At 67.4% G+C, this 26998-nt stretch carries 28 protein-coding genes; 13 read left to right on the forward strand and 15 right to left on the reverse strand.

What is annotated here, in order from left to right; all coding sequences use genetic code 11:
- Positions 1-233 precede the first annotated feature (233 nt).
- From VLK31_RS12525 to VLK31_RS12535, 3 genes are read right to left on the reverse strand one after another with little or no spacing between them, the layout of a single operon-like run.
- Positions 234-593 (reverse strand): hypothetical protein, encoded by a 360-nt coding sequence (locus VLK31_RS12525; RefSeq protein WP_409168735.1) that lies wholly within the window; start codon positions 591-593, stop codon positions 234-236.
- Positions 590-1192, reverse strand: coding sequence for a cob(I)yrinic acid a,c-diamide adenosyltransferase (locus VLK31_RS12530; protein WP_409168736.1), 603 nt, complete (start codon positions 1190-1192; stop codon positions 590-592). Before VLK31_RS12530 ends, VLK31_RS12525 begins: the two co-directional genes overlap by 4 nt.
- Positions 1193-1210: 18 nt before the next feature.
- A complete protein-coding gene (locus tag VLK31_RS12535; RefSeq protein WP_409168737.1) occupies positions 1211-1711 on the reverse strand; it encodes a DinB family protein in 501 nt (166 codons plus the stop codon).
- A gap of 91 nt (positions 1712-1802) precedes the next feature.
- On the opposite strand from VLK31_RS12535, the gene VLK31_RS12540 reads away from it, so the two are divergent.
- Positions 1803-3227 carry an FAD-binding oxidoreductase gene (locus VLK31_RS12540; protein WP_409168738.1) on the forward strand — a complete coding sequence of 475 codons (1425 nt, stop codon included), beginning with the start codon at positions 1803-1805 and terminating at the stop codon, positions 3225-3227.
- 87 nt (positions 3228-3314) lie between these two features.
- Here VLK31_RS12540 and VLK31_RS12545 read toward each other — a convergent pair whose 3' ends face one another.
- The 9 genes from VLK31_RS12545 to VLK31_RS12585 form a co-directional block, all read right to left on the reverse strand.
- The gene (locus tag VLK31_RS12545) at positions 3315-4220 is read right to left on the reverse strand and encodes a CsgG/HfaB family protein (protein ID WP_409168739.1); all 906 of its coding nucleotides are present in this window, start codon (positions 4218-4220) and stop codon (positions 3315-3317) included.
- A 123-nt stretch (positions 4221-4343) separates the two neighbouring features.
- On the reverse strand, positions 4344-5309 hold the full coding sequence (locus VLK31_RS12550) for a ParB/RepB/Spo0J family partition protein (protein ID WP_409168740.1): 966 nt from the start codon (positions 5307-5309) through the stop codon (positions 4344-4346).
- Positions 5309-5878, reverse strand: a complete 570-nt coding sequence (locus tag VLK31_RS12555; protein WP_409168741.1) for an RBBP9/YdeN family alpha/beta hydrolase — start codon at positions 5876-5878, stop codon at positions 5309-5311. The genes VLK31_RS12550 and VLK31_RS12555 overlap by 1 nt, the downstream gene beginning before the upstream one ends.
- Positions 5879-5920: 42 nt before the next feature.
- Positions 5921-6838 carry a ParA family protein gene (locus VLK31_RS12560; protein WP_409168742.1) on the reverse strand — a complete coding sequence of 306 codons (918 nt, stop codon included), beginning with the start codon at positions 6836-6838 and terminating at the stop codon, positions 5921-5923.
- 19 nt (positions 6839-6857) lie between these two features.
- Complete coding sequence (locus VLK31_RS12565) at positions 6858-7472, reverse strand: LysE family transporter (RefSeq protein ID WP_409168743.1); 615 nt, start codon at positions 7470-7472, stop codon at positions 6858-6860.
- 168 nt (positions 7473-7640) lie between these two features.
- Positions 7641-8291, reverse strand: a complete 651-nt coding sequence (gene rsmG, locus VLK31_RS12570) for a 16S rRNA (guanine(527)-N(7))-methyltransferase RsmG (RefSeq protein WP_409168744.1) — start codon at positions 8289-8291, stop codon at positions 7641-7643.
- Entirely contained in the window at positions 8288-10273 is a 1986-nt protein-coding gene (gene mnmG / locus VLK31_RS12575; RefSeq protein WP_409168745.1) for a tRNA uridine-5-carboxymethylaminomethyl(34) synthesis enzyme MnmG, read from the reverse strand. The genes rsmG and mnmG overlap by 4 nt, the downstream gene beginning before the upstream one ends.
- A 175-nt stretch (positions 10274-10448) precedes the next feature.
- The gene (locus VLK31_RS12580; RefSeq protein WP_409168746.1) at positions 10449-11336 is read right to left on the reverse strand and encodes a transglutaminase-like domain-containing protein; all 888 of its coding nucleotides are present in this window, start codon (positions 11334-11336) and stop codon (positions 10449-10451) included.
- Between the two features lie 39 nt (positions 11337-11375).
- Positions 11376-11561, reverse strand: a complete 186-nt coding sequence (locus VLK31_RS12585) for a DUF1328 family protein (RefSeq protein ID WP_409168747.1) — start codon at positions 11559-11561, stop codon at positions 11376-11378.
- A 181-nt stretch (positions 11562-11742) separates the two neighbouring features.
- Here VLK31_RS12585 and gstA point away from each other — a divergent pair, with 181 nt between their 5' ends.
- The 7 genes from gstA to VLK31_RS12620 all read left to right on the forward strand — a co-directional run bounded on the left by gstA (position 11743) and on the right by VLK31_RS12620 (position 18167).
- Positions 11743-12351, forward strand: coding sequence for a glutathione transferase GstA (gene gstA, locus VLK31_RS12590; RefSeq protein ID WP_409168748.1), 609 nt, complete (start codon positions 11743-11745; stop codon positions 12349-12351).
- A 104-nt stretch (positions 12352-12455) separates the two neighbouring features.
- Complete coding sequence (locus tag VLK31_RS12595; RefSeq protein WP_409168749.1) at positions 12456-13268, forward strand: enoyl-CoA hydratase/isomerase family protein; 813 nt, start codon at positions 12456-12458, stop codon at positions 13266-13268.
- A complete protein-coding gene (locus tag VLK31_RS12600) occupies positions 13265-15181 on the forward strand; it encodes an acyclic terpene utilization AtuA family protein (RefSeq protein WP_409168750.1) in 1917 nt (638 codons plus the stop codon). The genes VLK31_RS12595 and VLK31_RS12600 overlap by 4 nt, the downstream gene beginning before the upstream one ends.
- 86 nt (positions 15182-15267) lie before the next feature.
- A complete protein-coding gene (locus VLK31_RS12605) occupies positions 15268-16371 on the forward strand; it encodes an alkene reductase (protein WP_409168751.1) in 1104 nt (367 codons plus the stop codon).
- 85 nt (positions 16372-16456) lie between these two features.
- Positions 16457-16939 (forward strand): RidA family protein, encoded by a 483-nt coding sequence (locus tag VLK31_RS12610; RefSeq protein WP_409168752.1) that lies wholly within the window; start codon positions 16457-16459, stop codon positions 16937-16939.
- Complete coding sequence (locus VLK31_RS12615; RefSeq protein WP_409168753.1) at positions 16939-17409, forward strand: GNAT family N-acetyltransferase; 471 nt, start codon at positions 16939-16941, stop codon at positions 17407-17409. The genes VLK31_RS12610 and VLK31_RS12615 overlap by 1 nt, the downstream gene beginning before the upstream one ends.
- Positions 17410-17417: 8 nt before the next feature.
- Positions 17418-18167, forward strand: coding sequence for a VOC family protein (locus VLK31_RS12620; protein WP_409168754.1), 750 nt, complete (start codon positions 17418-17420; stop codon positions 18165-18167).
- A 131-nt stretch (positions 18168-18298) separates the two neighbouring features.
- Here the strand turns inward: VLK31_RS12620 and VLK31_RS12625 are convergent, their stop codons facing one another.
- Together VLK31_RS12625 and VLK31_RS12630 are read right to left on the reverse strand one after the other, a co-directional pair.
- Positions 18299-19702 carry a sensor histidine kinase gene (locus tag VLK31_RS12625; protein WP_409168755.1) on the reverse strand — a complete coding sequence of 468 codons (1404 nt, stop codon included), beginning with the start codon at positions 19700-19702 and terminating at the stop codon, positions 18299-18301.
- Positions 19703-19709: 7 nt separating this feature from the next.
- Positions 19710-20399, reverse strand: a complete 690-nt coding sequence (locus VLK31_RS12630) for a response regulator transcription factor (protein ID WP_409168756.1) — start codon at positions 20397-20399, stop codon at positions 19710-19712.
- 141 nt (positions 20400-20540) lie between these two features.
- Here VLK31_RS12630 and VLK31_RS12635 point away from each other — a divergent pair, with 141 nt between their 5' ends.
- From VLK31_RS12635 to VLK31_RS12655, 5 genes are read left to right on the forward strand one after another with little or no spacing between them, the layout of a single operon-like run.
- Positions 20541-21401 (forward strand): alpha/beta hydrolase, encoded by an 861-nt coding sequence (locus VLK31_RS12635; RefSeq protein WP_409168757.1) that lies wholly within the window; start codon positions 20541-20543, stop codon positions 21399-21401.
- A 44-nt stretch (positions 21402-21445) separates the two neighbouring features.
- Positions 21446-21733, forward strand: coding sequence for an acyl carrier protein (locus VLK31_RS12640; protein ID WP_409168758.1), 288 nt, complete (start codon positions 21446-21448; stop codon positions 21731-21733).
- Positions 21730-23013 carry a beta-ketoacyl-[acyl-carrier-protein] synthase family protein gene (locus VLK31_RS12645; protein WP_409168759.1) on the forward strand — a complete coding sequence of 428 codons (1284 nt, stop codon included), beginning with the start codon at positions 21730-21732 and terminating at the stop codon, positions 23011-23013. The genes VLK31_RS12640 and VLK31_RS12645 overlap by 4 nt, the downstream gene beginning before the upstream one ends.
- A 35-nt stretch (positions 23014-23048) precedes the next feature.
- Positions 23049-24176 carry a sterol desaturase family protein gene (locus VLK31_RS12650; RefSeq protein ID WP_409168760.1) on the forward strand — a complete coding sequence of 376 codons (1128 nt, stop codon included), beginning with the start codon at positions 23049-23051 and terminating at the stop codon, positions 24174-24176.
- 46 nt (positions 24177-24222) lie between these two features.
- Complete coding sequence (locus VLK31_RS12655; RefSeq protein WP_409168761.1) at positions 24223-24705, forward strand: GNAT family N-acetyltransferase; 483 nt, start codon at positions 24223-24225, stop codon at positions 24703-24705.
- A gap of 19 nt (positions 24706-24724) precedes the next feature.
- On the opposite strand, the gene VLK31_RS12660 is transcribed toward VLK31_RS12655, so the two are convergent.
- Positions 24725-26998 carry a heavy metal translocating P-type ATPase gene (locus VLK31_RS12660; protein ID WP_409168762.1) on the reverse strand — a complete coding sequence of 758 codons (2274 nt, stop codon included), beginning with the start codon at positions 26996-26998 and terminating at the stop codon, positions 24725-24727.

The raw sequence follows: 26998 nt of genomic DNA on the forward strand, positions 1-26998 counted from the left end.
TACAGCGTCGAATCCGTCCGGGTCCCCACTCTTTATTGCGGGCTAAACAACCCAAGGAGGAGAACAGGGTCCACCGAACGGGCTCCCTTCAGCGCTACGGGAGCGGTGGAAACAATATCAGGAGGAGCGAAGCGGGGGACATTCGCGGAGCAAGGCACCCCGTCGGCGTGAGCGTCGCCCTGGACAGCAGCGCCCTGAACGAAACAGCAGCACCTCGAACAACAACAACACACTCAGGGCGCGTTACCCTGCGGCCCCACTGCCGGTGGAGAAGGACGCCCACTGGACCCCGGCGAGAGCTTGCGACCAAAGGCCTCGCCCACACGTCGCACCGGCCGGCTCGCCTTCTCCGACACATTGTTGACCCCACGCCGCGTGGCCGCATCCGCACGGTCGACACCACGGCCCGCTGCATTGGTGCCTCGCTGCACCGAGCCCACGACCTTGCCGCTGCGCGACGGTGACTTGAGGGTGTGGGCGCGCTGGGCCTTCGGCGGGTTGTCGGCACTCTGGGCTTGTGCGCCCATCGGCAACCACAGGGCCGTGCACATCGCCAAAGCTAACGATGCACGAACAGTGCGCTGGAATTTCATGGTGCCTCCTTGGTGTCGCCTTCAGCATCTGCCTCGGCTGCAGCCGCGCGCGCCATGCGCTCGCTCTTCCAGTACACGTCGTCACCACCGTTCATTCGGTTCAGCACACGCGCCAGCACGAACAGCAGGTCACTCAACCGGTTGAGGTACTGCCGCAGCGCATCGTTGAGCTGTTCGTGAGCGCCCAGCGCCACCACCGCGCGCTCCGCCCGGCGCGCCACCGTGCGGCACACATGCGCGAGCGAGGCCGCGCGCGTGCCCGCCGGCAGAATGAATTCCGCCAGACGCGGCAAGGCGGCATTGTGGTCGGCCAGCGCGTTGTCCAGCTGCAGCAACGCATCGGCCTTCAGCAACGTGAAACCCGGCATCGACAACTCGCCACCCAGGTTGAAGAGCTGGTGCTGCACATCGACCAACAGCGTGCAAACAGGCTCTGGCATGGGCTCGCACAGCAACACGCCGATCTGCGAGTTCAGCTCGTCCACGTCGCCCATCGCATGTACACGCAAATGGTCCTTGGGCACGCGCCTGTTGTCGCCAAGGCCGGTGGTGCCGTCGTCACCGGTGCGGGTGGCGATCTGGGAAAGTCGGTTGCCCATGGAAGGCTCCTTTGAAAGTTATGCGCCGACGCTCGACGCGTCGATCTTGCCGGCCAGCCATTGCAGGCCCGCAAGATGCTGCTGGTCGTGGCTGCAGAGGTAGTGAATGAGGCTGCGCATCGTGAGCGGGCCGTAGCCCTCGAACACCGCCGTGCGCTGCAGCTGGGCATCGCTCAGGCTGGAGACGATTTCCATCGTCTGGATGCGCGCCATGCGAAAGTCGGCCAGCACCTTCGCCGCGTCGGCCGCGCCGTAGCAGCGCTCGGCGGCAAGCGGCTCGCTGTCGATGGAGGCCAGCACGGGATGGGTCTCGGCCAGCGTGCGGCGAAAGCGCACGTGGTAGCCCTCGGTCTCGATGTCGCGCACATGGCAGAGCTGCTCGATGGCCGTGAAGGCCTCGCTGGGCACACCCTCCCAAGAGGGCGGCGTCCAATGCTTGAAGGCAGCGGGAATGGCCGCGTAGTGGGCCTCCAGTTGCGAGGGGAAGGCCGCCAGGGCGCTGAGGGTGGTGGGGTTCATGTTTTTCCGAAGCGCATTATGGTGCGCCCTCCGTAAAATGACCGATCCCCCCGATCTTCACGATCCACTCTCACCTGCCAGGAGACGCCCGATGAACGCCCCGACCCAAACCTCGCACCTGATGCCGGAGCTTCATCTGCGCGACGTCCCCGCCGCCCTGATCGACGCGCTGAAAACCCGCTTCGCCGACAACTGTTCCACGGCCATGGCGGTGCGCACGCAGCACGGGCGTGACGAGTCGTCGTTCGACGCACCACCGCCCTCGGCCGTGGTGTTTGCCGAGAACACACAGGACGTGTCCGATGCGGTGAAGCTGGCCAGCACGTACAGCGTGCCTGTCATTCCCTACGGCGCGGGCTCCTCGCTCGAAGGCCACCTGCTGGCCGTGCAAGGCGGCATCAGCATCGACGTGTCGCGCATGAACCGCGTGCTGTCGATCAACGCCGACGACCTCACCGTCACGGTGCAGCCGGGCGTCACGCGCAAGCAGCTCAATGAAGAGATCAAGAGCACGGGCCTGTTCTTTCCCATAGACCCCGGCGCGGACGCCTCCATCGGCGGCATGACGGCCACGCGCGCCAGCGGCACGAACGCGGTGCGCTACGGCACCATGCGCGAGAACGTGCTGGCGCTCCAGGTGGTCACCTCCAGCGGCGAGGTCATCCGCACTGGCACGCGCGCAAAGAAGTCGTCGGCCGGCTACGACCTCACGCGCCTGATGGTGGGCAGCGAAGGCACGCTGGGCGTGGTCACCGAGATCACGCTGCGCATCTACCCGCTGCCGGAGGCGGTGTCGGCCGCCATCTGCTCGTTCCCCAGCATCGAGGCCGCGGTGCGCACCACCATCGAGACCATTCAGCTGGGTGTGCCGATTGCGCGCGTGGAACTGATCGACGTGAACACGGTGCGCATGGTGAACGCCTACGCCAAGCTCAACCTGCGCGAAGAGCCGATGCTGCTGATGGAGTTCCACGGCTCGCCCGCCGGTGTGAAGGAGCAGGCAGAGACGGTGCAGGAACTGGCCAGCGGCCGCGGCGGCAATGCCTTCGAATGGGCCAGCACGCCGGAAGAACGCACGCGCCTGTGGACCGCCCGGCACAACAGCTACTTTGCGGCGGTGCAGTCGCGCCCGGGCTGCCGCGTGATTTCCACCGACACCTGCGTGCCCATCTCGCGCCTGGCCGATTGCCTGCTCGACTCGGTGGCCGAGGCCGACGCCAGCGGCATCCCCTACTTTCTGGTCGGCCACGTGGGCGACGGCAACTTCCACTTCGGCTACCTGCTCGACCCCAACGTGCCCGAAGAGCGCGTGAAGGCCGAGGCGCTGAACCACGCGCTGGTGAGCCGCGCGCTGGCGCTCGAAGGCACCTGCACGGGCGAGCACGGCGTGGGCCTGCACAAGATGGACTTCCTGGTGACCGAAGCGGGCACTGGCGCCATCGACATGATGCGCACCATCAAGCGCGCGCTCGACCCGAAGAACATCATGAACCCGGGCAAGATCTTCGCGCTCTGAGCCAATCGGCTGCCCCATAAAAAAAGCCCGGTGGCTCTTTCGAGCCGCCGGGCTTTCTGCTTTGCAGTTGCCGTGCTTTGCTGGTTCTCAGTTGTTGTTGCTGCGCCGACGTGCCGGCGGTGCCTTCTCGGCAGGCACGTAAGTTTGCGACGGCGCAGCGCCGCCGTCCACACCCAAACGACCACCGCCGCCAAGGCCCTGGCCGCGCACCGTCTGCGCCTTGTAGTTGCGCAGCGAGCGAACCATCTGGTTGAAGGCGTCCATGAACGCGGCGGCAATCACCTTGCCCTGCGCCGTGTTGGTGTAGCCGCCAAGGCCACCACCGCCGCTGCGCCCGGCCAGCGCACCGAAGGCGCCGAAGTCGGTCTTGGAGGCGCTGCCTTCAGCGGCCGCCACCTGCACGCCCGAGCGGTTGTCGATCAGGGTCAGCAGCGCGCTGGCTTCCTTCGTTTGCATGTTGCCGCCGATGGCTGCCAGGGCACGGCCACGGCCGCCACCCACCAGGCCGCCGAGGGCGCCGCCGATGCCGCCGGCATCGCTGTTGCTGAAGACGATTTCAGGCGACAGGCCGTAGTCGGAGGCGACCATCTGGCCGCGGCCGAAGTTGCTGCCGCCGCGCATTTCGCCCGACTGCTGCAGCGCGCGTTCACGCGTCATGGCGTTCATGCCGGCCGCGCCGCGTTCCACCACCACGAAGCAGTTCGACTGCTGCACCAGCAAGCGCAGCAGGTTGGCGGTGGGGGGCAGGCGGTATTCGCCGGTGAGCACGGTGTACCACCCTGCGCTCTGGTTCTCGATGAGCGAGACCGTACCAAGCGGCGACTCGCAGCGCTCGAGCTGGCTGCTCTCGCCGGAGGTGGAGCCGCCTGCGGCGCTGCCCGTGGCCATGGTCTTGGCAGACTGACTGCCCATCTGCATGTCGGTGGCTGCGCAACCGGTGAGAAAGAAAGCGCCCGCGGCAATGGCCGCAAGCGGGAACCTGGTGAGCTGCATGTGTGAACTCCCTCTGTATTCAGAGATATTGATTAACAAATCCAGCCGCGAAGGATACGCGCAAAGGATTGCAGCAATCAATCAAACAAACGCCCGACATAGCACTCGAAACGGCGTCTCGTTCTAGGCCGTTCGGCGGATGCGCTCGATCAATCCGTTGAGTGCATCGATGGAGCCGAAGTGAATGGCCAGCTCGCCACTCTCTTCGATCTTGCCGCCGCGCTTGCTGCGCTTCTTGATGCGCACCTCGACCTCGGCCGTGAGCAGGTCGGCCAGTTCTTCTTCCACGCGCTGCAGGTCGCGCGACTTCTCGCCGTCGTTGCTGCGCCGCGAAGGCGTGAGCGTGAACTCGGCCGCGAGCTTCTTCACCAGCGCCTCGGCCTCGCGCACCGACATCTTCTTGGCGGCAATCTGGTTGGCCGCGGTGATCTGCGTGCCGCGGTCGAGCGCGAGCAGCGCGCGCGCGTGGCCCATGTCGATGTCGCCGGCCATCAGCATCTGCTGCGCGGGCTCGGCCAGGTTCAACAGGCGCAGCAGGTTGCTGGCGGCGCTGCGCGAACGGCCCACGGCTTGCGCGGCTTGCTCGTGCGTGAGGCCGAACTCGTTCACCAGGCGCTGCAGGCCCTGCGCTTCTTCCAGCGGATTCAGGTCTTCGCGCTGGATGTTCTCGATGAGCGACATGGCCGCCGCGGCCTCGTTGGGCACGTCGCGCACCAGCACCGGCACGCTGTCCAGGCCCGCGAGCTTGGCGGCGCGAAAACGGCGCTCGCCCGCAATGATTTCGAACTCCGCGTTCTTGGCTGCGGCCGATGCGGCATCGAGCCGGCGCACCAGAATCGGCTGCATGATGCCCTGCACCTTGATGCTCTCGGCCAGCTCGTACAGCGCGCCCTCGTCCATGCGCGTGCGCGGCTGGTACACGCCGGCCACCATCTGGTCGAGCATCAGCGTGTTCGGATTTCGCTGGGCGCCACCGTCTTGCGAGCCCGATGTGCCGTCGCCATTGCCGTGGTCGGCGGCGGGTGCGGCCGTGGGGCCGAGCAAGGCTTCGAGGCCGCGGCCGAGGCCCTTGGGTTTCTTGGTCGCCATCAGTGCTTGTCTTTCGAGAATTCGGTCGACGTTTCGGTCGAGATTGTGTTCAACAGCTGCCGTCCTTCGGGCCAGTCGCCCAGGCCGGATTCGGCATTCAGGTGCCCGCGCGGGCCGGCGTCGACAAAGCGGGCGCCCCAGTCCTGCGCGAGTTGGCGCGAGCGTGCAGCGTCGCAGTACGGGTCGTCGTTGGCGGCCACCAGCACCGCCGGGAACGGCAGCGGCTGGCGCACGATGGGCGCCCAGCCGGGAATCAGCTGGCGCAGGTCGTCGCGCTCCAGGTCGCCGGGCGCCACCAGCAACGCGCCGCGCACCTTGTGCGTGTTGCGCGAATGCGCGGCCCAGGCGGCCACCAGGATGCAGCCCAGGCTGTGCGCGGCGAAGACCACCGGGCCGGGCGCTGCCAGCACGGCCTCTTCGAGCTGGATGGACCAGTCGCCACGCAACGGCCGCATCCACTCATGCTGCTCGACGCGGTGATCGCCGTGAGCTGACTCCCAAAGGGTTTGCCAGTGTCCGGGGCCGCTGTTTTGCCAACCGGGCAGCAGCAGAATGCGGGGTGCGGTCATTTGCTATTATTTTGATAGCACACTAGTCAACAGTGGCGGGCTTCAGGCGTTGTTGTCGCTGGTGCGGGAGGCTGGCGAAGACACAGGCGCCAGCACGTCGTCTGGAATGGCCAGGTCGGGCGCCACGCGCTCGACCGGCGCAATGGGCGGCGCCACCGCGCCCGAGGCGAAGGCGCTGGCGGGCGGCATCTTCTCGATCAGCTCCTGCGCGAAGGCAATGAACGCCTGGCTGCCGCGCGCTGCCGGGTCGAACACCACGCCCGGCAGGCCATAGCTCGGTGCCTCGGCCAGCCGCACATTGCGCGGGATGACCGTGTCGAACACCTTGTCGCCGAAGTGGGACTTGAGCTGCTCGCTCACCTGCTGCTGCAGCGTGATGCGCGGATCGAACATCACGCGCAGCAGGCCGATGATCTGCAGGTTCTTATTGAGGTTGGCGTGCACCTGCTTGATGGTGTTGACCAGGTCGGTCAGGCCTTCAAGCGCAAAGTACTCGCACTGCATCGGCACGATCACGCCGTGCGCGGCGCACAGGCCGTTGAGCGTCAGCAGGCTCAGCGACGGCGGGCAGTCGATCAGCACGAAGTCGTACTCCGCACCCACCGCGGCCAGCGCGGTGCGCAGGCGCTTCTCGCGACGGTCGATGGCCACCATTTCCACTTCGGCGCCGGCCAGTTCGCGATTGGCGCCCAGCACGTCGTAGCCGCAACCGCCCTCCACCAGCTTGTCGGTCTTGACCCGGGCCTCGGCCACCGAGGCCGACTCGAGCAGCACGTCGTACACCGTCAGCTCCAGCTGGCGCTTGTCGATGCCCGAACCCATGGTGGCGTTGCCTTGTGGGTCGAGGTCGATCATCAGCACGCGCTGACCCGCCTTGGCCAGGCCGGCTGCGAGGTTGACGGTGGTGGTGGTCTTGCCGACGCCGCCCTTTTGGTTGGCAATGCAGAAAATCTTGGCCATGTCAGTACGGGAGGTTCGGTCAGCGCGAAATGGCGAGCTTGATGCCAAAGGCAATCAGGAAGGTACCGGCCAGCTTTTCGAGCGTGGTGGAAATACGGGGATTGGCGCGGATGCGCTCGGCCAAGAAGTGCGTGAGCAGCGTCGACGTCAGCCCATACAGAAAGGTCAGCGCAGCAATGGTGAGCGCCATGGCGCCGAAGGTGACCAGGCCCTGATGGCGGGCCGGGTCCACGAACAGCGGAAAGAAGGCCATGTAGAACACGATCGCCTTGGGGTTCAGCAAGGTGATGGTGAAGGCCTGGCGCAAAAAGTGGCGCGGCTTGATGTTGAGGATGGGCGCCGAGCCTGGCTTGGCCAGCAGCATCTTCAGGCCCAGCCATGCCAAGTAGCCCGCGCCCAGCCATTGCACCGCCTTGAAAGCGGTCGGGTACGCGGCCAGCAAGGCCGACACGCCGGCCACCGCGGCCCACAGCAGGCACTGGTCGCCCAGAATCAGCCCGGCCGTGGCGGCCAGCCCACCGCGCACGCCGCCCTTGCTGGTCGAGGTGATCAGCGCCAGATTGCCCGGGCCGGGAATCAGGAGAAACAGGACGATGGCGGCGACGAATGCGCCGTAGTCAGCGATGCCGAACATGGGAGTGCCTCGAAAAAGAGCGCCGGAGCAGACGAAGACCGACAAAAACAGGGAGCGGCGAGAGGCATCGAGTCTAAGCGAGCACGATGCGGGGAAGGCTGTTCCGGCGGCGGCATTTGCCGATGCCGCCGCTTCTTTTACCGATTCGAACGCCAGTGGCGGCCCAAATCAGGCGGCTGGCTTGCGTGCCCAGACGATGCAACGCTCGGCATCGAGGCCGGGCACCGTCAATTGTTCCACGTGAAACACTTCAACGCCCTGGGGCAAGGCCGCGAGTTCGTCGTTGGGAACCTTGCCCTTCATGGCCAGCCAGACGCCGCCCGGCGCCAGCAGGTTCATCGAGCCGGTGAAGAAGTCGGGCAACGACGCGAAAGCGCGCGAGCTGATGACCTCGTAGCTGCCCGTGAGCAGCTCCACCCGTGCGTGCAGCCCACGCAGATTGGGCAACGCAAGTTCGGCCGATACCTGCTGCACGAAGGCCGCCTTCTTGGCCACCGCATCAAGGCAACTGACGTCCAGGTCGGGCCGCATGATGGCAATGACGACGCCCGGCAAGCCGCCACCGGAGCCTACGTCGAGCAACTTGCCCTTCCCTTCCTTGCCCGGCCACTCGCGCTGCAGCGGCCCCACCGCCGCCAAACTGTCCAGCAGGTGGTGCGTGAGCACGCTGGCCGGGTCGCGCAGCGCCGTCAGGTTGTAGACCTTGTTCCACTTGAGCATCAGCGTGCCATAGGCCAGCAGCTGTTCGCCCTGGTGCTCGGACAGGGCCACGCCCATGGCGGCTGCGCCAGCGCGCAGCGTGTCGATCGGGGCCGTCATTCGGCGGACTGCGGCGCGGCGGCTGCTTCCGTGGTGGCTTCGCTGACGACGTCGGAAGGCTGTGCATCGCGGGCAAACGCCTTGTGCCCGCCCTTGCGCAGATGAACCATCAACAAAGAGATGGCCGCAGGCGTCACGCCCGAGATGCGCGAAGCCAAACCCAGCGTCTCCGGACGGTGCTTGTCCAGCTTCTGTCGCACCTCGAAGCTCAGTGCCTTCACCTGCCCGTAGTCGAAGTCGGCGGGCAGCTTCAGCTTTTCAAAGTGGGCAGCACGCTCCACTTCGTCATGCTGGCGCTCGATGTAACCCGAGTACTTGGCGGAAATCTCGATCTGCTCGATCTCGGTGTCGCTCAGAGGCTCCTTGGCGCTGTACTTGCCGCCGTCCATCGACATCAGCGTGCTGTAGTTCACGTCGGGCCGGCGCAGCAGGTCGGCAAAGCTGTATTCGTGGTCGATGGCCTTGCCCAGCACGCGCTCTGACTCCGCCGCCGGCAGGTTGCGCGGGTTCACCCAAATCGATTTGAGCCGCTGTGTTTCACGTGAAACAACATCGCGCTTTCGGCTGAAAGCGTCCCATCGGGCGTCGTCCACCAATCCCAACTTCCGCCCTGCTTCGGTCAGGCGCATGTCGGCGTTGTCCTCGCGCAGCTGCAGCCGGAACTCGGCGCGGCTGGTGAACATGCGGTACGGCTCGGTCACGCCCTTGGTGATGAGGTCGTCGACCAGCACACCCAGGTAAGCCTCGTCTCGGCGCGGCAGCCAGGCCTCTTCACCCCGGCACTGCAGCGCGGCATTGATGCCGGCAAACAGGCCCTGTGCGGCGGCCTCTTCGTAGCCGGTGGTGCCGTTGATTTGCCCCGCAAAGAACAGGCCCTTCACCGAGCGGGTTTCAAAGCTGCTCTTGAGTTCGCGTGGGTCGAAGTAGTCGTACTCGATGGCGTAGCCCGGGCGCAGGATGTGCGCGTTCTCCAGCCCCGCCATCGAGCGCACCAGCTGGTACTGAATGTCGAACGGCAGGCTGGTCGAAATTCCGTTCGGGTAGTACTCGTTGGTCGTCAGGCCTTCGGGCTCCAGAAAGATCTGATGGCTTTCCTTGTCCGCGAAGCGGTTGATCTTGTCTTCCACGCTCGGGCAGTAGCGCGGGCCCACGCCGTCGATCTTCCCGGTGAACATCGGGCTGCGGTCGAAACCGGAGCGAATGATGTCGTGCGTGCGCGCATTGGTGTGCGTGGCCCAGCACGCCATCTGCCGCGGATGCATTTCGGCGCGGCCCATGAAGCTGAACACCGGCATCGGCCCTGCCCCACCCGGCATGCCGTCGCCCGGCTGCTCGGTGCACTTGGAGAAGTCGATGGTGCGGCCGTCCAGGCGCGGCGGCGTGCCGGTCTTGAGGCGGCCTTGCGGCAGCTTCAGTTCCTTCAGGCGCGCCGACAGGCTGATGGCTGGCGGGTCGCCCGCGCGGCCGGCCTGGTAGTTGTCCAGGCCCACATGAATTCGCCCATCCAGGAAGGTACCCGCGGTCAGCACCACGGTGCGCGCGCGAAACGCAATGCCTACCTGGGTGACGGCACCGACCACGCGGTCGCCCTCCACCATCAAGTCGTCCACGGCTTGCTGGAACAGGCTCAGGTTGGGCTGGTTCTCCAGCCGATGGCGGATCGCAGCCTTGTACAGCACGCGGTCGGCCTGTGCACGGGTGGCGCGCACCGCAGGGCCCTTGCTCGAATTGAGAATTCGGAACTGAATGCCCGCCTCGTCGGTGGCAATGGCCATGGCGCCGCCCAGCGCGTCGACCTCCTTCACCAGGTGGCCCTTGCCGATGCCGCCAATGGACGGGTTGCAGCTCATCTGCCCCAGCGTCTCGATGTTGTGGGAGAGCAGCAGCGTCTTGGCGCCCATGCGCGCGGAGGCCAGCGCGGCTTCGGTGCCGGCATGGCCACCGCCGACGACGATCACGTCGAATTCTTCGGGGTACAGCATTTGAAATGGGGGCGCACAACTGACGCGTGCGCGGCGCAAAAGGGGGCGCCAATTTTAATCGCCGGTGCCGCCTTGCGCCCGCAGTGTGGACAAGCTAGAGGGCCGTGCCAAATTGGCCGCTCGCGCTCGCCTGTATTGAATAGTTTGCTATGTTTTTAATAGCAAACAAACGTTGTCAGCCGGTGACTTCAGCCACTTGCACCACTGGCACGGGCTTTTCGATGCCCACCAGCGCGCCTGTCGGCGGCGGCGCCTTCGAGGGTTGCAGGCTCTCGTCCTGCAGCTCGCGCACCACCAGGCGCTTGTCGGTCATGCGCACGTTGCCAAAGATCGTGCAGAACGCCACGTCCTTGGCATCGCGCCCCGTGCCCACCCGCACCAGCCGGTCGACCGGTGCCATGCGCGTGGGGTCGAACAGCACCCACTGCCCGCCAATCCAGGCTTCGAACACCGCATGAAAGTCCTGCGGCGGTTCGTCGAACCACACATAGCCCACCACCAGCCGCGCCGGAATGTTCAGCGCGCGGCAGAAGGTGATGCCCAGGTGCGCAAAGTCGCGGCACACGCCAGCGCGTTCCACGAACACCTCGCGCGCAGTGGTGGTCGAGTTGCTGCTGCCGGGCTCGTAGGCAATGCTGTCGTGGATCCAGTCGACGATCGCCTGCACGCGACCGATACCGGGCGGCAGGTCGCCGAAGAGCTGCTGGGCGCAACGCGACATCAGGTCCGACTCGCAGTAGCGCGTGGGCATCATGTAGTGCAGCACGTCGTCGGGCACCTCGCTGACCGACACCTCGCGCAGGTCGTGCGGCACCAGCACATGGGCGCGCTGCACCGTGGCCTTGTAGCTGATCTTCAGCGGCCCCGGATTGGCGTCGAACCGAATGAACCGGTTGCCGCTGCCCTCGTCGCAGAAGACCTGCATCTCGGTGGGCGGCTCGATTTTGAGCACCTCGCTCACCACCGCCTGCGCGCCCGCTCTGGCCGCCTCGATGTTGAGCAGCATGTGGGCCGGCGCGGCAACTTCGTAGTCCAGTTGCGCGTCGATGTGCGAGATGTGCATGGGGTAGCCTCTTCAGGTCTTCACGTCTCGGGACGTCGGTCAGTCGATGGCTTTTTTCACCGCGCCCACGCCCAGCGCGGCCAGCACGACGAACAGCACGGCCAGCACCAGGAACAGGCCGAACAGCAACTTGGCAATGCCAGCCGCGCCGGCGGCAATGCCACCGAAGCCCAACAGACCTGCCACCAGCGAGACCACCGCAAAAATGATCGCGTACTTCAACATTCGAATGCTCCTTCGGCAAGACCCTTTCCCGCCGTGCAGGCAGCTTAGAAAAAGGTGCTCATGCGCCCGATAGTCACCCCGCGCATGCCGCCGTAGGACAAAAACGCGACGCAGGCAAATTCGCTAGCATCCGCTTCGGTCTTTCAAAACAATCATCTCGTCATCCATTGGAGTCTTTCGAATGAAGCTGTATTACTCGCCCGGCGCATGCTCGCTCTCGCCCCACATCGCACTGCATGAAGCAGGCATTGCCGTTGAAGCGGTGCTGGCCAGCACCAAGAGCCACAAGCTGCAGGACGGCACCGACTACTACGGCATCAACCCGCTGGGTTATGTGCCGATGCTCGAGCTCGACGACGGCACCCGCCTGCGCGAAGGCCCGGCCATCCTGCAATACATCGCCGACCTGGCCCCCACCAAGAACCTGGCACCGGCTGCCGGCACGCTGCAGCGCTACCGCCTGCAGGAGTGGCTCACCTTCATCGGCACCGAAGTGCACAAGGGCTTCAGCCCGCTGTTCAACCCGAACATGCCCGAAGAAGCCAAGACCATCTTCAAGGACAAGCTCGCCTCGCGCTTCAAGTGGCTGGACAGCGAACTGGCCGACAAGCAGTACCTGATGGGCGACACCTTCAGCGTGGCCGACGGCTACCTGTTCACCGTGACCAACTGGACCAAGCCCACGGGCGTGGACATCTCCGGCTACCCCAACCTGCAAGCCTGGCACGCCCGCGTGGGTGCACGCCCCGCCGTGCAGGAAGCGCTGAAGGCAGAGGGCCTGCTGAAGTAAGCACGCCAGACGCAAGCGGCCGGGCTCCCTCTTTCAGGGAAAACCCGGCCCGCTTCAGCCACAAGCCGCATGAAGCGGCTTTTTTTTCGGGCGACGCTAGGCGCATGCCCGAACTACCTTCCTCCTCCCCTGCTGCTGCTTCCGGCGAACTGCGCGAAGAACTGCGCGAAGAGATGCGCGGTCCCGTCATGTGGCTCACCATCGCGCGCGAAGAGCGGCGCAACGCGCTCAACGCCGAGGTCATCGCCGGCCTGGGCAATGCACTGGCCCGCGCCAACGCCGACACCGCCGTGCGCGCCGTGGTGCTCACCGGTGCCGGCACGCGCGCCTTCTGCGCGGGCGCCGACCTGCAGAGCGGCACCTCCTTCAAGTTCGACTACGCCGCGCCCTACCAGGGCATGGCCAACCTGTTTCGCCAGGCGCGCCAGTCGACCGTGCCGCTGATTGCGCGCGTCAACGGCGCATGCATGGCCGGCGGCATGGGCCTCATGGCCATGTGCGACATGGCCGTGGCCAGCAGCACGGCCGTGTTCGGCCTGCCAGAGGTGAAGGTGGGCGTGTTTCCCGCGCAGGTGCTCAGCGTGCTCGGCGGCCTGCTGCCGCGCCGCGTGCTGGCCCAGATGTGCATCACCGGCGAGCCCATCGACGCCGCGCAGGCGCTGGCGCTGAACCTCGTGAACCGCGTGAGCGACGACGTGGACGAGAGCGTCGACTGGCTGCTCGCGCGCCTGCTCGACAAGTCGCCCTCCGCCATCCGCCGCGGGCTGTACACCATGAAGAAGATCGAGACCATGGCCTTCGAGGAATCGATGGCCTTCACCGAAAGCCAGATCGGCCTTTTCGCACTGACCGAAGACGCCGCCGAAGGACAACGCGCCTTTCGCGAGAAGCGCAAGCCGCAATGGAGTGGACGATGAGCAGCAAGAGCAACAACGGCAAGAACCCCAACAACGGCAGCAACGACAAGCAACGCACCGTCCGCATCGGCGGTGCATCGGGCTTCTGGGGCGACAGCAGCGTGGGCGCGCCCCAGCTCGTGAGCAGCGGGCAGATCGACTACCTCGTGTTCGACTACCTCGCCGAACTCACCATGTCGATCCTGGCGGGCGCGCGGCTCAAGAAGCCCGAGCTGGGCTACGCAACCGACTTCGTTTCCGTCGCAATGAAGGCCGTGCTTAAAGACGTCGTGGCCCAAGGCATTCGCGTGGTGAGCAACGCGGGCGGCGTCAATCCGCAAGGCTGCGCCGACGCGCTCGCGGCACTTGCAGCAGCGCAAGGCATTGCGCTGAAGATTGCGGTGGTGAGCGGCGACGACGTGTCCGCGCTGCTGCCGCAACTGCGCCAAGCACAACCGCCGCTGCGCGAACTGCAGAGCGGCGCCGCACTGCCAGAGCGCGTGCTCACCGCCAACGCCTACCTGGGCGCGCGCCCCATCCAGGCCGCGCTCGACGCGGGCGCGCAGGTGGTCATCACCGGGCGCTGTGTGGACTCGGCTGTGACGCTGGGCGTGCTCATGCACGAGTTCAAGTGGCAGCCGGGCGACCTCGACCTGCTGGCCGCGGGCAGCCTCGCGGGCCACATCATCGAATGCGGCTGCCAGGCCACCGGCGGCCTGCACACCGACTGGGACACCGTGCCCGACTGGCCCAACATCGGCTACCCCATCGTCGAATGCAGCGCGGACGGCAGCTTCGTCGTCACCAAGCCCGCGGGCACCGGCGGCAAGCTCACCCCAGCGGTGGTGGCCGAACAGATGCTCTACGAAATAGGCGACCCCGCGGCCTACCTGCTGCCCGACGTGACGGCCGACTTCACGCAGGTGCGCATCGAACAGGCCGGCGAACACCGCGTGCGCGTGCATGGCGCCCGGGGCCGCGCGCCGACCGCGAGCTACAAGGTGAGCGCCACCTACGTCGACGGCTTCAAGACCGCGGCGCAGCTCACCATCGTGGGCTTCGACGCGGTGGCCAAGGCCCGGCGCACGGGCGAGGCGATATTGGCGCGCACCGGCATGCTGTTCGCGCAGCAGGGCTTGGGCCCCTACAGCGGCACGCAGCTCGAAGTGCTGGGCGCGGAGTCTTGCTACGGACCACATGCGCAGGCGCACGCGCTGCAGACGCGCGAAGCCGTTCTGCGGCTCGCGGTAACGCATGTGCGCAAGGAGGCGCTGGAGCTGTTCGCGCGCGAGGTGGCGCCGGCCGGCACCTCGTGGTCGCCCGGCACCACGGGCGCGGGCGGCGGGCGGGCGTCGGTGTCGCCGTCGATCCGGCAGTACGCGTTTCTGCTCGACAAGTCGCAGGTGCAGGCCAGCGTGCAGGTCGACGGAGAACGCATCGAGCTGCCACGCACCGAAGTGCCGGTTGGCAAAGACGCCGACGCACCAAAGCCCGCCGCCACCAAGGCCCCGGCGAGCCTGCCCGCACCACTGGCATCGGACACGGTCGAAGTGCCCCTCATCTGCCTCGCCTGGGCCCGCAGCGGGGACAAGGGCGACACATCGAACATCGGCGTCATCGCGCGCCACCCTGCCCTGCTGCCGCTGCTGCGCGCGCAGCTCACCGAGGCGCGCGTGGCCGACTGGCTCGCGCACCTCGTCAAGGGCCGGGTCACGCGCCATGAAGTGCCGGGCATCGACGCCTTCAACTTCGTCTGCGAGCAGGCGCTGGGCGGCGGCGGCATGGCCTCGCTGCGCAACGATCCGCTAGGCAAGGGCATGGGGCAGATCCTGCTGGCCGTGCCGCTGCGGGTGAGCCCGGCGCTGCTCGGCCTGCTGACCCCGGTGCCGGTGACACAAGTGATATCGATGCCTCCAGTCGCGCCCTTGTCCTAGCACCATTCGGGACAACCGTGCGACAGCAGGGTTGGGGCCGGGCGCTTAGCCTTGCGGCTGTTTCAACTCTGTTCCCACATTTTTCGATGTCCACCCTCTTCGACCCCGTCCAGGCCGGCGACCTGCAGCTCGCCAACCGCATTGTGATGGCGCCGCTGACGCGCAATCGCTCGCCCAACGCGATCCCGCCCGACATCGCCACCACCTACTACGCGCAGCGCGCCAGCGCCGGCCTGCTCATCACCGAAGCCACCGCCATCAGCCACCAGGGCCAGGGCTACTCCGACGTGCCCGGCCTGTACGGCACCGAGCAGCTCGACGCCTGGAAGCGCGTGACCGACGCCGTGCATGCCGAAGGCGGCAAGATCGTCGTGCAGCTGTGGCACGTGGGCCGCGTCTCGCACACCGAACTGCAACCCGATGGCGGCAAGCCCGTGGCGCCTTCGGCCATCACCGCCAAGACCAAGACCGTGCTCATCAAGAACGGCGTGCCGGGCTTCGTCGACACCTCCGAGCCGCGCGCGCTGGACGCCGGTGAAATTCCAGGCATCGTGCACGCCTTTGCAGTGGCCGCCCGCAGCGCGGTGGAAACCGCCGGCTTCGACGGCGTGGAACTGCACGGCGCCAACGGCTACCTGCTCGACCAGTTCCTGAAGGACGGCAGCAACAAGCGCACCGACGACTACGGCGGCAGCATCGAAAACCGCGCACGCCTGCTGCTGGAATCCACGCGCGCCGTGGTCGACGCGGTGGGTGGCGGCAAGACCGGCATTCGCCTGTCGCCCGTGACGCCGGCCAACGACGCGCACGACAGCAACCCGCAGCCGCTGTTCACCTACGTGGTGAAGCAGCTCGCGCAGCTGAACCTGGCGTACATCCACATCATCGAAGGCGCCACCGGTGGCCCGCGCGAAATTGCCGACCGCCCCTTCGACTACGAAGCGCTGAAAGCCGCCTACCGCGAAGCCGGCGGCAAGGGTGCATGGATGGTGAACAACGGCTACGACCGCCCGCTGGCCGAAGAAGCCGTGAAGGAAGGCGACGACCTCGTGGCCTTCGGCAAGCCCTTCATCTCGAACCCCGACCTGGTGCGCCGCCTGCGCGAGAACGCACCGCTCAACGAGATTGACAAGGCCACCATGTACGGCGGCGGCGCCAAGGGCTACACGGACTATCCGGCACTGGCCTGAGTTCGCTCCCCGGGGGCAACCATGGCGAATGGCGGATGGCAAGATGCGGCGGACCCCTTCGTCCGCCCCACAGGAGAAAACCGCCATGCCCCGCATCGCGCAACGACTGGCCGCCGCAGGCCTCGCATTGCCTCCCCCGGTCACGCCGCCGCCCGGCGTCGTGCTGCCCTTTTCCTTCGTGCGCCTCGCCGGCCGGCGCGCGCTGATCTCGGGCCACGGCCCGCTCAACGCCGACGGCACGCTGGCCGCGCCGCTGGGCAAACTGGGGCGTGAGCTCGACGTGGAACAAGGCTACGCGGCCGCTCGCCTCACGGCACTGGCGATGCTGGGCAGCCTGCAACGCGCACTCGGCGATCTCGACCGCATCACCGCATGGACGCGGGTGTTCGGCATGGTCGCCAGCGCCCCCGGCTTCGACAAACAGCCGGCGGTGATCAACGGCTTTTCCGACCTCATCCTCGAACTCTTCGGCCCCGACATCGGCGCGCATGCGCGCAGCGCCGTCGGCATGGCCGAGCTGCCGTTCAACATTCCGGTGGAGATAGAGGGCGAGGTGGAATTCGAGTGATGAACATCGCCACGCACACACCCTGGACACTTCGGCGCGCCACCGCAACCGACACCGCCGACGTGGCCACCTGCGCCGCGAACGCCTTTCGCATCTACATTGCGCGCCTGGGCGTTGCACCCCGCCCGATGACGCGCGACTACGGCCAGGCCATTGCCCACACGCAGGTCTGGGTCGCCACGCAGCAAAAGGAAACCGTGGCCGCGCTGCTGCTCGACGTGACCGACGAAGGCTTTCTGATCGACGTGATCGCGGTGCTGCCACAACACCAGGGCACCGGCGTTGGCCGTGCCTTGCTGGAACTGGCCGAGCGCGAGGCCGCGCGGCAGGGCCATGCGTCGATCTACCTCTACACCAACGAGAAGATGACCGAAAACCTCGCGCTCTACCAGCGCATCGGCTACGTCGAATACAAGCGCGAAACGCTCGAAGGCCGCACCCGCGTCTACCTGCGCAAGCCCTTGCAATGAGGCCATCGATGCAGCTCGGCCGCATGCATCACGTCGCGATCATCTGCGCCGACTACGCAGTGTCGAAGCGCTTTTACACCGAGCTGCTCGGCCTGCGCGTGGTGGCTGAAAACTACCGCGCCGCACGCGATTCGTACAAGCTCGACCTGGCCCTGCCGGACGGCACGCAGATCGAACTCTTCTCCTTTCCCGACGCGCCCGCGCGGCCCACTCGCCCCGAGGCACAAGGGCTGCGTCACCTCTCTTTCGAGGTGCAAGACGTGCAGGCCGCGGCCGACGAACTCGCGGCCAAGGGCGTTGCCGTGGAGCCGCTGCGCACCGACGAATTCACCGGCCGGCGCTTCACGTTTTTCGCCGATCCCGATGGTCTTCCGCTGGAACTCTACGAGGCTGCGCCGGCCGAAGATCTCGATGCCTTGCTGCTGAAACTCGAAGGCGCGCTGCACCTTCGCGATGTGCGCGCAAGCGCCACGCAGCTTGCCGAATTGCTCGACGAAGACTTCCATGAACTCGGCGTCTCGGGCACCGTGTGGACACGCGCCGCCATCATCGAGGCGCTGCGCGAAGAAGTGTTTTCAGAACGCGCGATGTCGGACTTTCGCGTGCGGCGCATGGCGACCGATGTGGCGCTGGTCACGTACCGGGTGCACCGTGAAGCCAACGACGAAAGGCCTGCGGCGGACTCGCTGCGCAGCTCGTTGTGGAAGTGCCGTCAGGGCCGCTGGCGCATGGTGTTTCACCAGGGCACGGCGCTGTAGTTGTGTCTTTCTCCCTCCCCTCCGGGGGGAGGGTTGGGGTGGGGCACGACGGCCTCCAACCCCACGCGGCTCCTCATCGAAGGCCTGCCCCCATCCCAGCCTTCCCCCGGAAGGGGAAGGAGCAAGACCAGCTACGCGGGCGCGCCGAACGCCACACTCACACGCAGCCCCGTCGGCTCCGCTGCCTCCAAGCGCAACTCCGCGCCCAGCAGCTCCGCATACCGCGACACGATCGACAGCCCCAGCCCCGAGCCCTGTCCCAGCTTCTGCCCTTCGGGCCCCTGCGCCCAGCGCTGCATCAGGTCGCGCTGCGCCTCCAGCGGAATGCCGGGGCCGTCGTCGATCACGCTCAGCGTGCGGCCCGCCAGTTCCACGGTGATGGTGCGCCCGCCGTAGCGCAGCGCGTTGTCGATCAGGTTGTCCAGAATGCCTTCGACCAGCGCTTCGTTGGCCAGCACCACCACGCCGTCGTCCAGGCCGCGCGCGCCCAGGTCGACGCCGCGCGCATCGGCCTTTGCAAGGTGGCGCAGCACGGTCTGCTCGGCCAGCACATCCAGGTGCACCGGCACACGCTCCAGCCCCGCGCGTGCCTCTTCGGCCAACGCCAGCGCCAGCAGCTGGTCGATCAGGTGGCTGGCACGGCCCTGCCGTTCCGACACGCGCTCCAGTTGCTCACGCCACACCGCGGTGTCTTGCTGCGCCAGGCCGTATTCGGCCAGCGCGCGAATGCCCGCCAGCGGCGTGCGCAGCTCGTGCGCCACGTTGCCCACGAACTCGCGCTGCGCCTGCACGCTCTGGCCCAGGCGCTCGAACAGCGAGTTCACCGCATTGCCCAGGCGCTGCAGCTCGCGCGAGGTTTCGACCACCGCCACCGGCGACAGGTCGTGCACGTCGCGCCGGTCGAGCGCGCGCTGCAGTTCGCCCAGCGGGCGCAGGTCGCTGCGAATGCCGTACCAGAGCCAGATGGCCAGCAGCACCAGCAGCAGGATCTGCGGCGCCAGCGCATAGCCCAGCAACTGGCGCACCAGCGCGGTTCGGCTCAGCGTGGTCTGCGCAATGATCACGCGGTAGGGCATGCTGATGTCGGGCTCGGCGTCGTGCTCGAGCACCACCGCGCGCAGCGTGCTGCCCTCGTAGTCGACATCCGAAAAACGGTAGCGAGAGCCGTCGACCGGCAGCGGTGCCTGCAGGCCCGACTGGCCCGAGATCAGCGTGCCGTCCAGCCGCTGCACCGCAAAGTAAACCTTGTCGACCTGGTCGAACAAAACAGTGGCCACCTCGCGCGGCGTGAGCAGCAGCTCGATGCCGCGCTCGCCCGCCTGCACGTTGGCCGACAGCGCATACGCGTCGTCCAGCATGCCGCGGTCGAAGGCCTGCTCGGAAAAGTAGTTGGCAATGACCAGCGCAATGACCGCGCCCACCATCCACGTGAGCGCCAGCGGCACCAGCACGTTGCGCAGCACGCGCCGCGTGAGCGAGGGTGCCGGACGCAGTTTCTTCGGCTCCTGCAGCCGTTCTTTCGGCGACTCGGTCACGCGCGGCTCACACCTCGGCTTCGAGCAGGTAGCCGATGCCGCGCAGCGTGCGAATGCCCGCGCCGGTGCCCTGCAGCTTCTTGCGCAGGCGCGAAATGAAGGCCTCCAGCGCGTTGTCGCCCAACGATTCGTCGAAGCTGGAGAGCTTGTCCGACAGCGCCCGCTTGCTCACCGTGCGGCCCGGCGGGCTCATGAGTTCCCACAGCACCTCGAACTCACGTGCGGGCAGGTCGAGCGGGCCGCTTCCGGTGGAAAAGCGCCGCGCCTTGCGGTCGAGCTTGAGCTGGCCCAGCAGCACGATGTCTTCGGTGCCCTTGGCGCGGCGCACCAGGGCACGCAGGCGGGCTTCGACCTCGGCCAGGTCGAAGGGCTTGCCCAGGTAGTCGTCGGCACCTGCGTCCAGGCCCGCGATACGCTCTTCGGTGCGGCCACGCGCGGTAAGCACCAGCACCGGCGTGCGGTCGCCGCGCGCACGCGCCTGTCGCAGCGCGGTAAGGCCGCTGGCCAGGCCGCTGGTGGGGCTGGCGGTGGCGGGCAGGTTGAGGTCGAGCAGCACGGCATCGAAAGGCTGCACGCGCCACAGGTGATCGGCATCTTCGACGTTGGTCGACACGTCGACGCGATGGCCCGCATCCGCGAGGCTTCGGACCATCACATCGCGCAGTACGGCGTCATCTTCGACAAGCAGGATTCGCATGGTGTTTTTTGAATGGTTGGAGGGGGTCTGCCATTGCGATAGACGGGTCAGCGGCCGGTCAGTCGCTCCAAGCGATAAACGGCACATGAGCATACGACAGCCACACGAAACACGGGCCATTTTCATGGCACGTGCCGCGCGATGAGTGCACGCGAACCATCCGACCAGTTGAGCATTGTTCCGCACGAGGTGCAACGCACCGCGGTGGTCCTGCTGCATGGTCTGTGCAGCACGCCTGACGAGTTGCTGACCGTGCAGTCCGCACTGCGCAGCCGTGGCTATTCGGTGCATCCGATGTCGATCGAAGGCTACTCGTTCGATGCCAGCGCGCCGCTGCAGCGCGCCGCGCCGTACGAGCGCTGGCTCGATGCAATCCAGGCCCAGGTGAAGGCACTGCGCGTGGCGCACGACCGCGTGATGCTGGTCGGCATTTCGGCCGGCTCGTCGCTTGCGCTGGGCGCGGCCATCCGCTGCGGCAGCGACGTCGATGCGCTGGTGCTCATGTCGACCACGCTGCGCTTCGACGGCTGGGCCATTCCGCGCACGCAGTTCCTGCTGCCGCTGGCCTTCTACACGCCGCTGGGCCGGCTGTGGCAATACCGCGAGCGCCCGCCCTACGGCGTGAAGAACGAACGCGTGCGCGCCTGGATCGAGCGCGAGCTGCGCCACCGCAAGGTCTCGCGTGCCGGCAGCTCGGTCATTGGCGTGGGCCACCTGCGCGAGCACGACCGGCTCATTCGCCACGTGCGACGCAACCTCAACAACGTGCGGTGCGCCAACGTGCTCGCACTGCATGCGCAGCAGGACGAGGTGGCCAGCGTGGCCAACCTCGACATCCTGGCGCGCGGTCTGCGCTGCCGCGCTTTCCGCACCGTGGTGGTAGCCAACAGCTACCACATGATCACGATCGACAACGACCGCCAGCAGGTCGTGCGCGAAACCGTGTCATTCGCCGAAGCGGTGGCGCATGGCACGATGCCCGAGCATCCGCTGTACGTCTGAACCCGTCGCTCACGTTCGACATTGACCGAAAGGAAAGCACCCTCATGTCTTCTTCGCCCACCTTCAACAGCATCGCCACGATCCTGGAAACCGACTTCCGCGTGGAGCGCTCGGCCATCTCGCCGGCCACCGCGCTGTCCGACCTCGGCCTCGACTCGCTCGCGCTGATGGAATTCGTCTTTGCCGTCGAAGACGCCTTCCACCTGCGCATTCCCGAAGACCGCCTCGACCCGCGCGAAGCCGGCATCACGCTGCAGCGCCTGTGCGAAGTGATCGACGCCGAGAGCAGCAGCGCCGCCGTGTCGGGCCAACCCGCCGTCGCAACAGCATGAGCAGCGGTGCCGCCCACGCCGTACTTGCCGCCTCGGCCGCGCGCGCCGCTTCCGCGCCGGTGCGCGTGAGCGGCATCGGTTTTGTCACGCCCATCGGGCGCACCGTCGAAGCCTTCGACGAGGCCCTGTTCGCGGGCCGCTCGGCGGTGCGCGCGCACACGCTCGAAATCAAGGGCATGGACACCGTGCAACTTGCCGTGGCCGCCTGCGAGTTCGACTCGAACGGTGTGCGCAGCACCTCCCGCCTGCCGCTGGACCGCGGCACCGCCATGGCACTTGCCGCCGCGCAGGACGCGGCCGGCGAAGCAGGCCTGGACCTGGACACCATCGACCGCGACCGCCTGGGCATCTTCTGGGGCAGCGGCCTCGCCGGCGCCGGCACCTTCGACAACACCACCAGCGCGCTCTACGGCGAACAGCGCCGCATGCGCCCGACCACGGTGCTCACCGTCATGCCCAACGCCGCCGTGGCGGAGCTGGCGCTGCACTTCGGCGCACGCGGCGCGGCCATTGCGTACGCCTGCGCCTGTGCCTCCTCGGCCGTGGCCATCGGCGAAGCCATGCGCGCCATTCGCGGCGGCTGGATCGACGTGGCCATCGTGGGCGGGCACGACGCCATGCTCACGCCCGGCGTGCTGGCCAGCTGGAACGCCATGCGCGTGATGGCGCCGCCACCGGCCGACGCGCCCTCCGGCGCCTGCCGTCCGTTCTCGGGCGACCGCGCGGGCTTTGCCATCGGCGAAGGCGCGGCCGCGCTGGTGCTCGAGTCGGAGGCGCATGCCGCCGCACGCGGTGCCGAAGCGGCGCCCTTCGTGCTCGCGGGCTACGCCACCAACTGCGACGGCACGCACATCACCAACCCCGACAGCGCGGGCCAGGTACGTGCCATGCGCGCCGCGCTGCGCGACGCGGGCATCGAGGCCGCCGACGTGGGCCACATCAACGCGCACGGCACCGCCACCTCGGCCGGTGACGCGGCGGAGGCCGCATCGATCCGCGAGGTGTTCGGCAAGGCCACGCCGGTGAGCGCGACCAAGGCCATCCACGGCCATGTGCTCGGCGGCGGCGGCGCCATCGAGCTGATTGCGGCGCTGCGCGCCCTGGCGCGTGAAACCCTGCCGCCCATCGCCAACCTGCACGCGCCCGACGCGGCCTTCGACCTGGACTTTGTTCAGGGCGAGGCGCGCAAGGCCAAGGGCATTCGCTATGCGCTGTCCAACTCCTTCGCCTTTGGCGGCACCAACGCGGTGATCGTGGCCGGGCTTGCGGCGCAAGACTGAAGATTCACTGAACGCTTGCTGAAAAAAAGAACACGGTGCATCGGCTGGTCGTTTTCGTGGTGCCCGTGTTTGCACTGCTCATGGCGTGCGAACTTGCCTGGGGCTGGCTCAAGCAGCGCAACACCTACCGCTTCAGCGACACGCTCGGCAGCCTGAGCCAGGGGCTGCTGAGCCAGGCGCTCACGGTGTGCACGCAGCTGTTCCAGATCGGCCTGTACGCGATGGTCTATCCGCTGGTGGCAGTGTGGACGCGGCCGGACTTCTGGGACAGCGCCATCGGCTGGGTGCTTGCCGTGCTGCTGTTCGACTTCTTCGACTACTGGCTGCACCGCGCGGGCCACGAGTCGGCCGTGTTCTGGGCCGCGCACTCGGTGCATCACCAGAGCCAGCACTTCAACTTTTCCACCGCGCTGCGCCAGGAGAGCAACGTGGCCTTCCTGGGCTGGGCCTTCTACCTGCCGATGGCGGTGGTGGGCGTGCCGCCAGAGCAGTTCGGGCTGGCGGGGCTGATCGTGCTGGTCTACCAGTTCTGGATTCACACCGAACACATCGGCAAGCTCGGCTGGTTCGACCGCGTGTTCTCCTCGCCCTCCAACCACCGCGTGCACCACGCGGTGAACGACGGCTATGTGGACCGCAACTACGGTGGCATGCTGGTGGTGTGGGACCGGATGTTCGGCACCTTCGCCGAAGAAAAAGAGCCCTGCGTGTACGGCACCCGCAAGGCGCTCGCGAGCTTCGACCCGCTGCGCGCCATCCTCGGGCCGTATGTGCCGCTGCTGCGCGACGCGTGGCACACGCGGCGCTGGCAGGACAAGGTCGCCGTGTGGTTCAAGCCACCGGGCTGGCGCCCGGCCGATGTGGCGGCGCGCTTCCCCGAGGCCGATTTTTCGCTCGAAGAAGCCAGGCACATCCATGACCCGGCATTGACCCGCGCGCAGGTGATGTCGAGCGCCATCCACTTCGCCGCATGGGTCGGCGTGACGCTGGCGTTTCTATGGCGCGCCGACGACCTGGCCTTCCACACCGGGCTGGCGCTGCTCGCCTTGGCGGTCGGTGGTTTCTGGGCGATTGGCGCGGTGCTCGACGCGCGCTTGCGCCTGCGTTGGGCGTGGTGCGCGCAGGCCGTGCTGCTGGCGCTTTCGGTCGTGCTGCTCACCTGAGCCTCGCTATGCTCGGCGCTTTCATCGCTCCGAGGCTCCACCCACCATGCGCAGACTGGCCACACCGCAAGACATCGACGCCGTCTTCGCCCTCTACATGCACGAGAAGGTCATTCCCTTTCTGGGCTACGACCCGATGCCGCTGCAAGAATTTCGGCCCATCTACCAGGGCCTGCTCGACAGCGGTTGCTTCCATGTGTACGAGGTAGACGGCGGCATCGCCGGCTTCTACCGCGCCACGCGCTACCCGGGCCGGGTGCAGCACGTGGCCTGCCTGGGCACGCTGGCGGTCGACCCCGCATTCCACGGCCGTGGCATTGCGCTGGCCATGGTGAGCGAGGCCATCGACCTGCTGAAGGCCTCGGGCGTGAAGCGCGTCGAGCTCTTCGCCGAAAGCGACAACGCACCCGCGCTGCGCTTCTATGAAAAACTGGGCTTCGAACGCGAAGGCACGCTGCGCAAGTTCTACAAGCGCGCCGGCGAAGCCGACTACATCGACGAGTACGTGATGGCGCGGCTGTTCGACTGACCCGCCGACAGCAACTGCATCAAGGCTTCCAGCGCCGCAGCAGCAGCGCGTTGGCCATCACGCTCACGCTCGACAGTGCCATGGCCGCACCGGCGACCACCGGGCTCAGCAAGCCGAAAGCCGCGAGCGGAATGCCGGCCACGTTGTAGGCAAAGGCCCAGAACAGGTTCTGCCGAATCTTTGCCACGGTGCGCGCCGACAGCTCGAAGGCCTGTGCCACCAGCGCCAGGTGACCGCGCATCAGCGTGATGCCGGCGGCTTCCATGGCCACGTCGGTGCCGCCACCCGACGGTGCCATGGCCATGCCCACATCGGCCGCCGCCAGCGCGGGCGCGTCGTTGGCGCCGTCGCCGACCATGGCCACCACGTGTCCGTTCTTTCGCAATGCGCTCACCTGCGCGGCCTTGTCGGCTGGCAGCACGTCGGCGCGCACATCGGCCGCGTCGATGCCCAGGCGCGCCGCCATCGCTTGCGCCGCTCGCAGGTTGTCGCCCGAGATCATCACCACGCGCAGGCCCCGCGCGCGCAGCGTGCGCACCGCTTCGGCGGCTTCCGGCTTGGGCTCGTCGGCAAAGGCGAGCAGCGCCTGCACATGCGCCGTGCCCGCCTCGTCGAAACGCAGCAGGGCCGACACCGTGGCGCCCTGCGCTTGCAGGGGATCGACGTCGGAGGCTTCGGGCATCGCGTCGAGCTCGCGGCACCAGCGCAGGCTGGCGATCGCCCAGTTGACGCCGTCTACATCGCCGCGCACACCGCGGCCCGGCCATGCCTGCATCGCGCCGAGCGGCGGTGCCTGCAGGTTGCGCTGCGCGGCGGCGGTGAGCACCGCCTTGGCGAGCGGATGTTCGCTGCCGCCTTGCAGGCTGGCGGCTGTGGCCAGCAACCGGTCTTCGCTGGCTTGTGCCCCGGCCAACGACGCCCGTTGCACCAGCGGCACCAGCGCGGTGAGCACCGGCCGGCCCAGCGTCAAGGTGCCGGTCTTGTCGAACGCCACCGTGTCGACGCGGTGAGCCATTTCAAGCGCGCGTGCGTCCTTGATGAGAATGCCGTGGCGCGCCGCCACGCCGGTGCCCGCCATCACCGCAACCGGCGTGGCCAGGCCCAGGGCACAGGGGCAGGCGATGACCAGCACGGCCACTGCATGGATCAGCGCGGTCTCGATGCCGGCCCCCGCCATCAGCCAACCGGCCAGCGTGAGCAGCGCAATCACCAGCACCACCGGCACGAACACGGCTGCCACCTTGTCGACCAGCCGCTGGATCGGTGCCTTGGCCGCCTGCGCGTCCTCGACCAGCCGGATGATGCGCGCCAGCACGCTTTCGGCGCCGACCGCGCGCACCTCGACCACCATGCGCCCGTCACCGTTGACCGCGCCGCCGGTCAGCGCGTCGCCCGGTCCCTTGACCACCGGCAGCGGCTCGCCGGTGAGCATCGACTCGTCGACTTCGGACTGCCCTTCGATCACCCGCGCATCGGCCGGCACGCGTTCGCCGGGGCGCACGGCCAGGCGATCGCCGACCATCACCTCGGCCAGCGGCACATCGCTTTCCTTGCCGCGCGCGCCCACCAGGTGCGCCACCTCGGGCCGCAGTTGTTGCAGGGCGCGAATGGCCGAAGTGGCCTGGCGCTTGGCACGCGCCTCTAGCCACTTGCCCAGCAGCACCAGCGTGATGACCACGGCCGAAGCCTCGAAGTACAGGTGCGGCATGGCGCCATGGCCCGCATGCTCACCGGTGGCCGCGCGCCACCAGAGCCACAGCGACAGGCCGAAGGCCGCGCTGGTGCCCAGCGCCACAAGCAGGTCCATGTTGCCGGTGCGCGCCTTGGCCGCATGCCAACCGGCGCGGTAGAAACGCGCGCCGAGCCAGAACTGCACCGGCGTGGCGAGCAGCAGCTGCACCCAGGGCGGCAGCATCCAGTCTTGCCCGAAGGGGTTGCCGAGCATGGGCGCGAGCAAGGGAGCCGACAGCAGCAAGCCCGCCGCGACCGGACCGAAGCCATGCCATGGCGACATGGCCGCGGTGTCTTCGGCCGCAGTGCTTGCCGCGCGCGGCTCGTAGCCCGCGGCACGCACGGCGCGGCGCAGGCGCACGTCCATGTCTTCATTGCCACTGCCGCTGGCTGCCGTGACGACGCGGGCCGACTCCGTCGCCAGGTTCACGCTCACGTCCTGCACGCCGGGCACGTTCTTCAGGGCGCGTTCGACGCGCATGACGCAAGAAGCGCAGGTCATGCCGCCGACCGAAAGATCGAGCGTGGTGCCCGGGGAAGGAGACAGCTGCAGGTTTTCCAT

The sequence above is a fragment of the Variovorax sp. H27-G14 genome (assembly GCF_046156345.1).
Taxonomy (GTDB): Bacteria; Pseudomonadota; Gammaproteobacteria; order Burkholderiales; family Burkholderiaceae_C; genus Variovorax.

Coding starts and splice junctions, on each gene's coding strand:
- VLK31_RS12525 (WP_409168735.1), bottom strand. CDS start 593: ATGAAATTCCAGCGCACTGTTCGTGCATCGTTAGCTTTGGCGATGTGC.
- VLK31_RS12530 (WP_409168736.1), bottom strand. CDS start 1,192: ATGGGCAACCGACTTTCCCAGATCGCCACCCGCACCGGTGACGACGGC.
- VLK31_RS12535 (WP_409168737.1), bottom strand. CDS start 1,711: ATGAACCCCACCACCCTCAGCGCCCTGGCGGCCTTCCCCTCGCAACTG.
- VLK31_RS12540 (WP_409168738.1), top strand. CDS start 1,803: ATGAACGCCCCGACCCAAACCTCGCACCTGATGCCGGAGCTTCATCTG.
- VLK31_RS12545 (WP_409168739.1), bottom strand. CDS start 4,220: ATGCAGCTCACCAGGTTCCCGCTTGCGGCCATTGCCGCGGGCGCTTTC.
- VLK31_RS12550 (WP_409168740.1), bottom strand. CDS start 5,309: ATGGCGACCAAGAAACCCAAGGGCCTCGGCCGCGGCCTCGAAGCCTTG.
- VLK31_RS12555 (WP_409168741.1), bottom strand. CDS start 5,878: ATGACCGCACCCCGCATTCTGCTGCTGCCCGGTTGGCAAAACAGCGGC.
- VLK31_RS12560 (WP_409168742.1), bottom strand. CDS start 6,838: ATGGCCAAGATTTTCTGCATTGCCAACCAAAAGGGCGGCGTCGGCAAG.
- VLK31_RS12565 (WP_409168743.1), bottom strand. CDS start 7,472: ATGTTCGGCATCGCTGACTACGGCGCATTCGTCGCCGCCATCGTCCTG.
- rsmG (WP_409168744.1), bottom strand. CDS start 8,291: ATGACGGCCCCGATCGACACGCTGCGCGCTGGCGCAGCCGCCATGGGC.
- mnmG (WP_409168745.1), bottom strand. CDS start 10,273: ATGCTGTACCCCGAAGAATTCGACGTGATCGTCGTCGGCGGTGGCCAT.
- VLK31_RS12580 (WP_409168746.1), bottom strand. CDS start 11,336: ATGCACATCTCGCACATCGACGCGCAACTGGACTACGAAGTTGCCGCG.
- VLK31_RS12585 (WP_409168747.1), bottom strand. CDS start 11,561: ATGTTGAAGTACGCGATCATTTTTGCGGTGGTCTCGCTGGTGGCAGGT.
- gstA (WP_409168748.1), top strand. CDS start 11,743: ATGAAGCTGTATTACTCGCCCGGCGCATGCTCGCTCTCGCCCCACATC.
- VLK31_RS12595 (WP_409168749.1), top strand. CDS start 12,456: ATGCCCGAACTACCTTCCTCCTCCCCTGCTGCTGCTTCCGGCGAACTG.
- VLK31_RS12600 (WP_409168750.1), top strand. CDS start 13,265: ATGAGCAGCAAGAGCAACAACGGCAAGAACCCCAACAACGGCAGCAAC.
- VLK31_RS12605 (WP_409168751.1), top strand. CDS start 15,268: ATGTCCACCCTCTTCGACCCCGTCCAGGCCGGCGACCTGCAGCTCGCC.
- VLK31_RS12610 (WP_409168752.1), top strand. CDS start 16,457: ATGCCCCGCATCGCGCAACGACTGGCCGCCGCAGGCCTCGCATTGCCT.
- VLK31_RS12615 (WP_409168753.1), top strand. CDS start 16,939: ATGAACATCGCCACGCACACACCCTGGACACTTCGGCGCGCCACCGCA.
- VLK31_RS12620 (WP_409168754.1), top strand. CDS start 17,418: ATGCAGCTCGGCCGCATGCATCACGTCGCGATCATCTGCGCCGACTAC.
- VLK31_RS12630 (WP_409168756.1), bottom strand. CDS start 20,399: ATGCGAATCCTGCTTGTCGAAGATGACGCCGTACTGCGCGATGTGATG.
- VLK31_RS12635 (WP_409168757.1), top strand. CDS start 20,541: ATGAGTGCACGCGAACCATCCGACCAGTTGAGCATTGTTCCGCACGAG.
- VLK31_RS12640 (WP_409168758.1), top strand. CDS start 21,446: ATGTCTTCTTCGCCCACCTTCAACAGCATCGCCACGATCCTGGAAACC.
- VLK31_RS12645 (WP_409168759.1), top strand. CDS start 21,730: ATGAGCAGCGGTGCCGCCCACGCCGTACTTGCCGCCTCGGCCGCGCGC.
- VLK31_RS12655 (WP_409168761.1), top strand. CDS start 24,223: ATGCGCAGACTGGCCACACCGCAAGACATCGACGCCGTCTTCGCCCTC.
- VLK31_RS12660 (WP_409168762.1), bottom strand. CDS start 26,998: ATGGAAAACCTGCAGCTGTCTCCTTCCCCGGGCACCACGCTCGATCTT.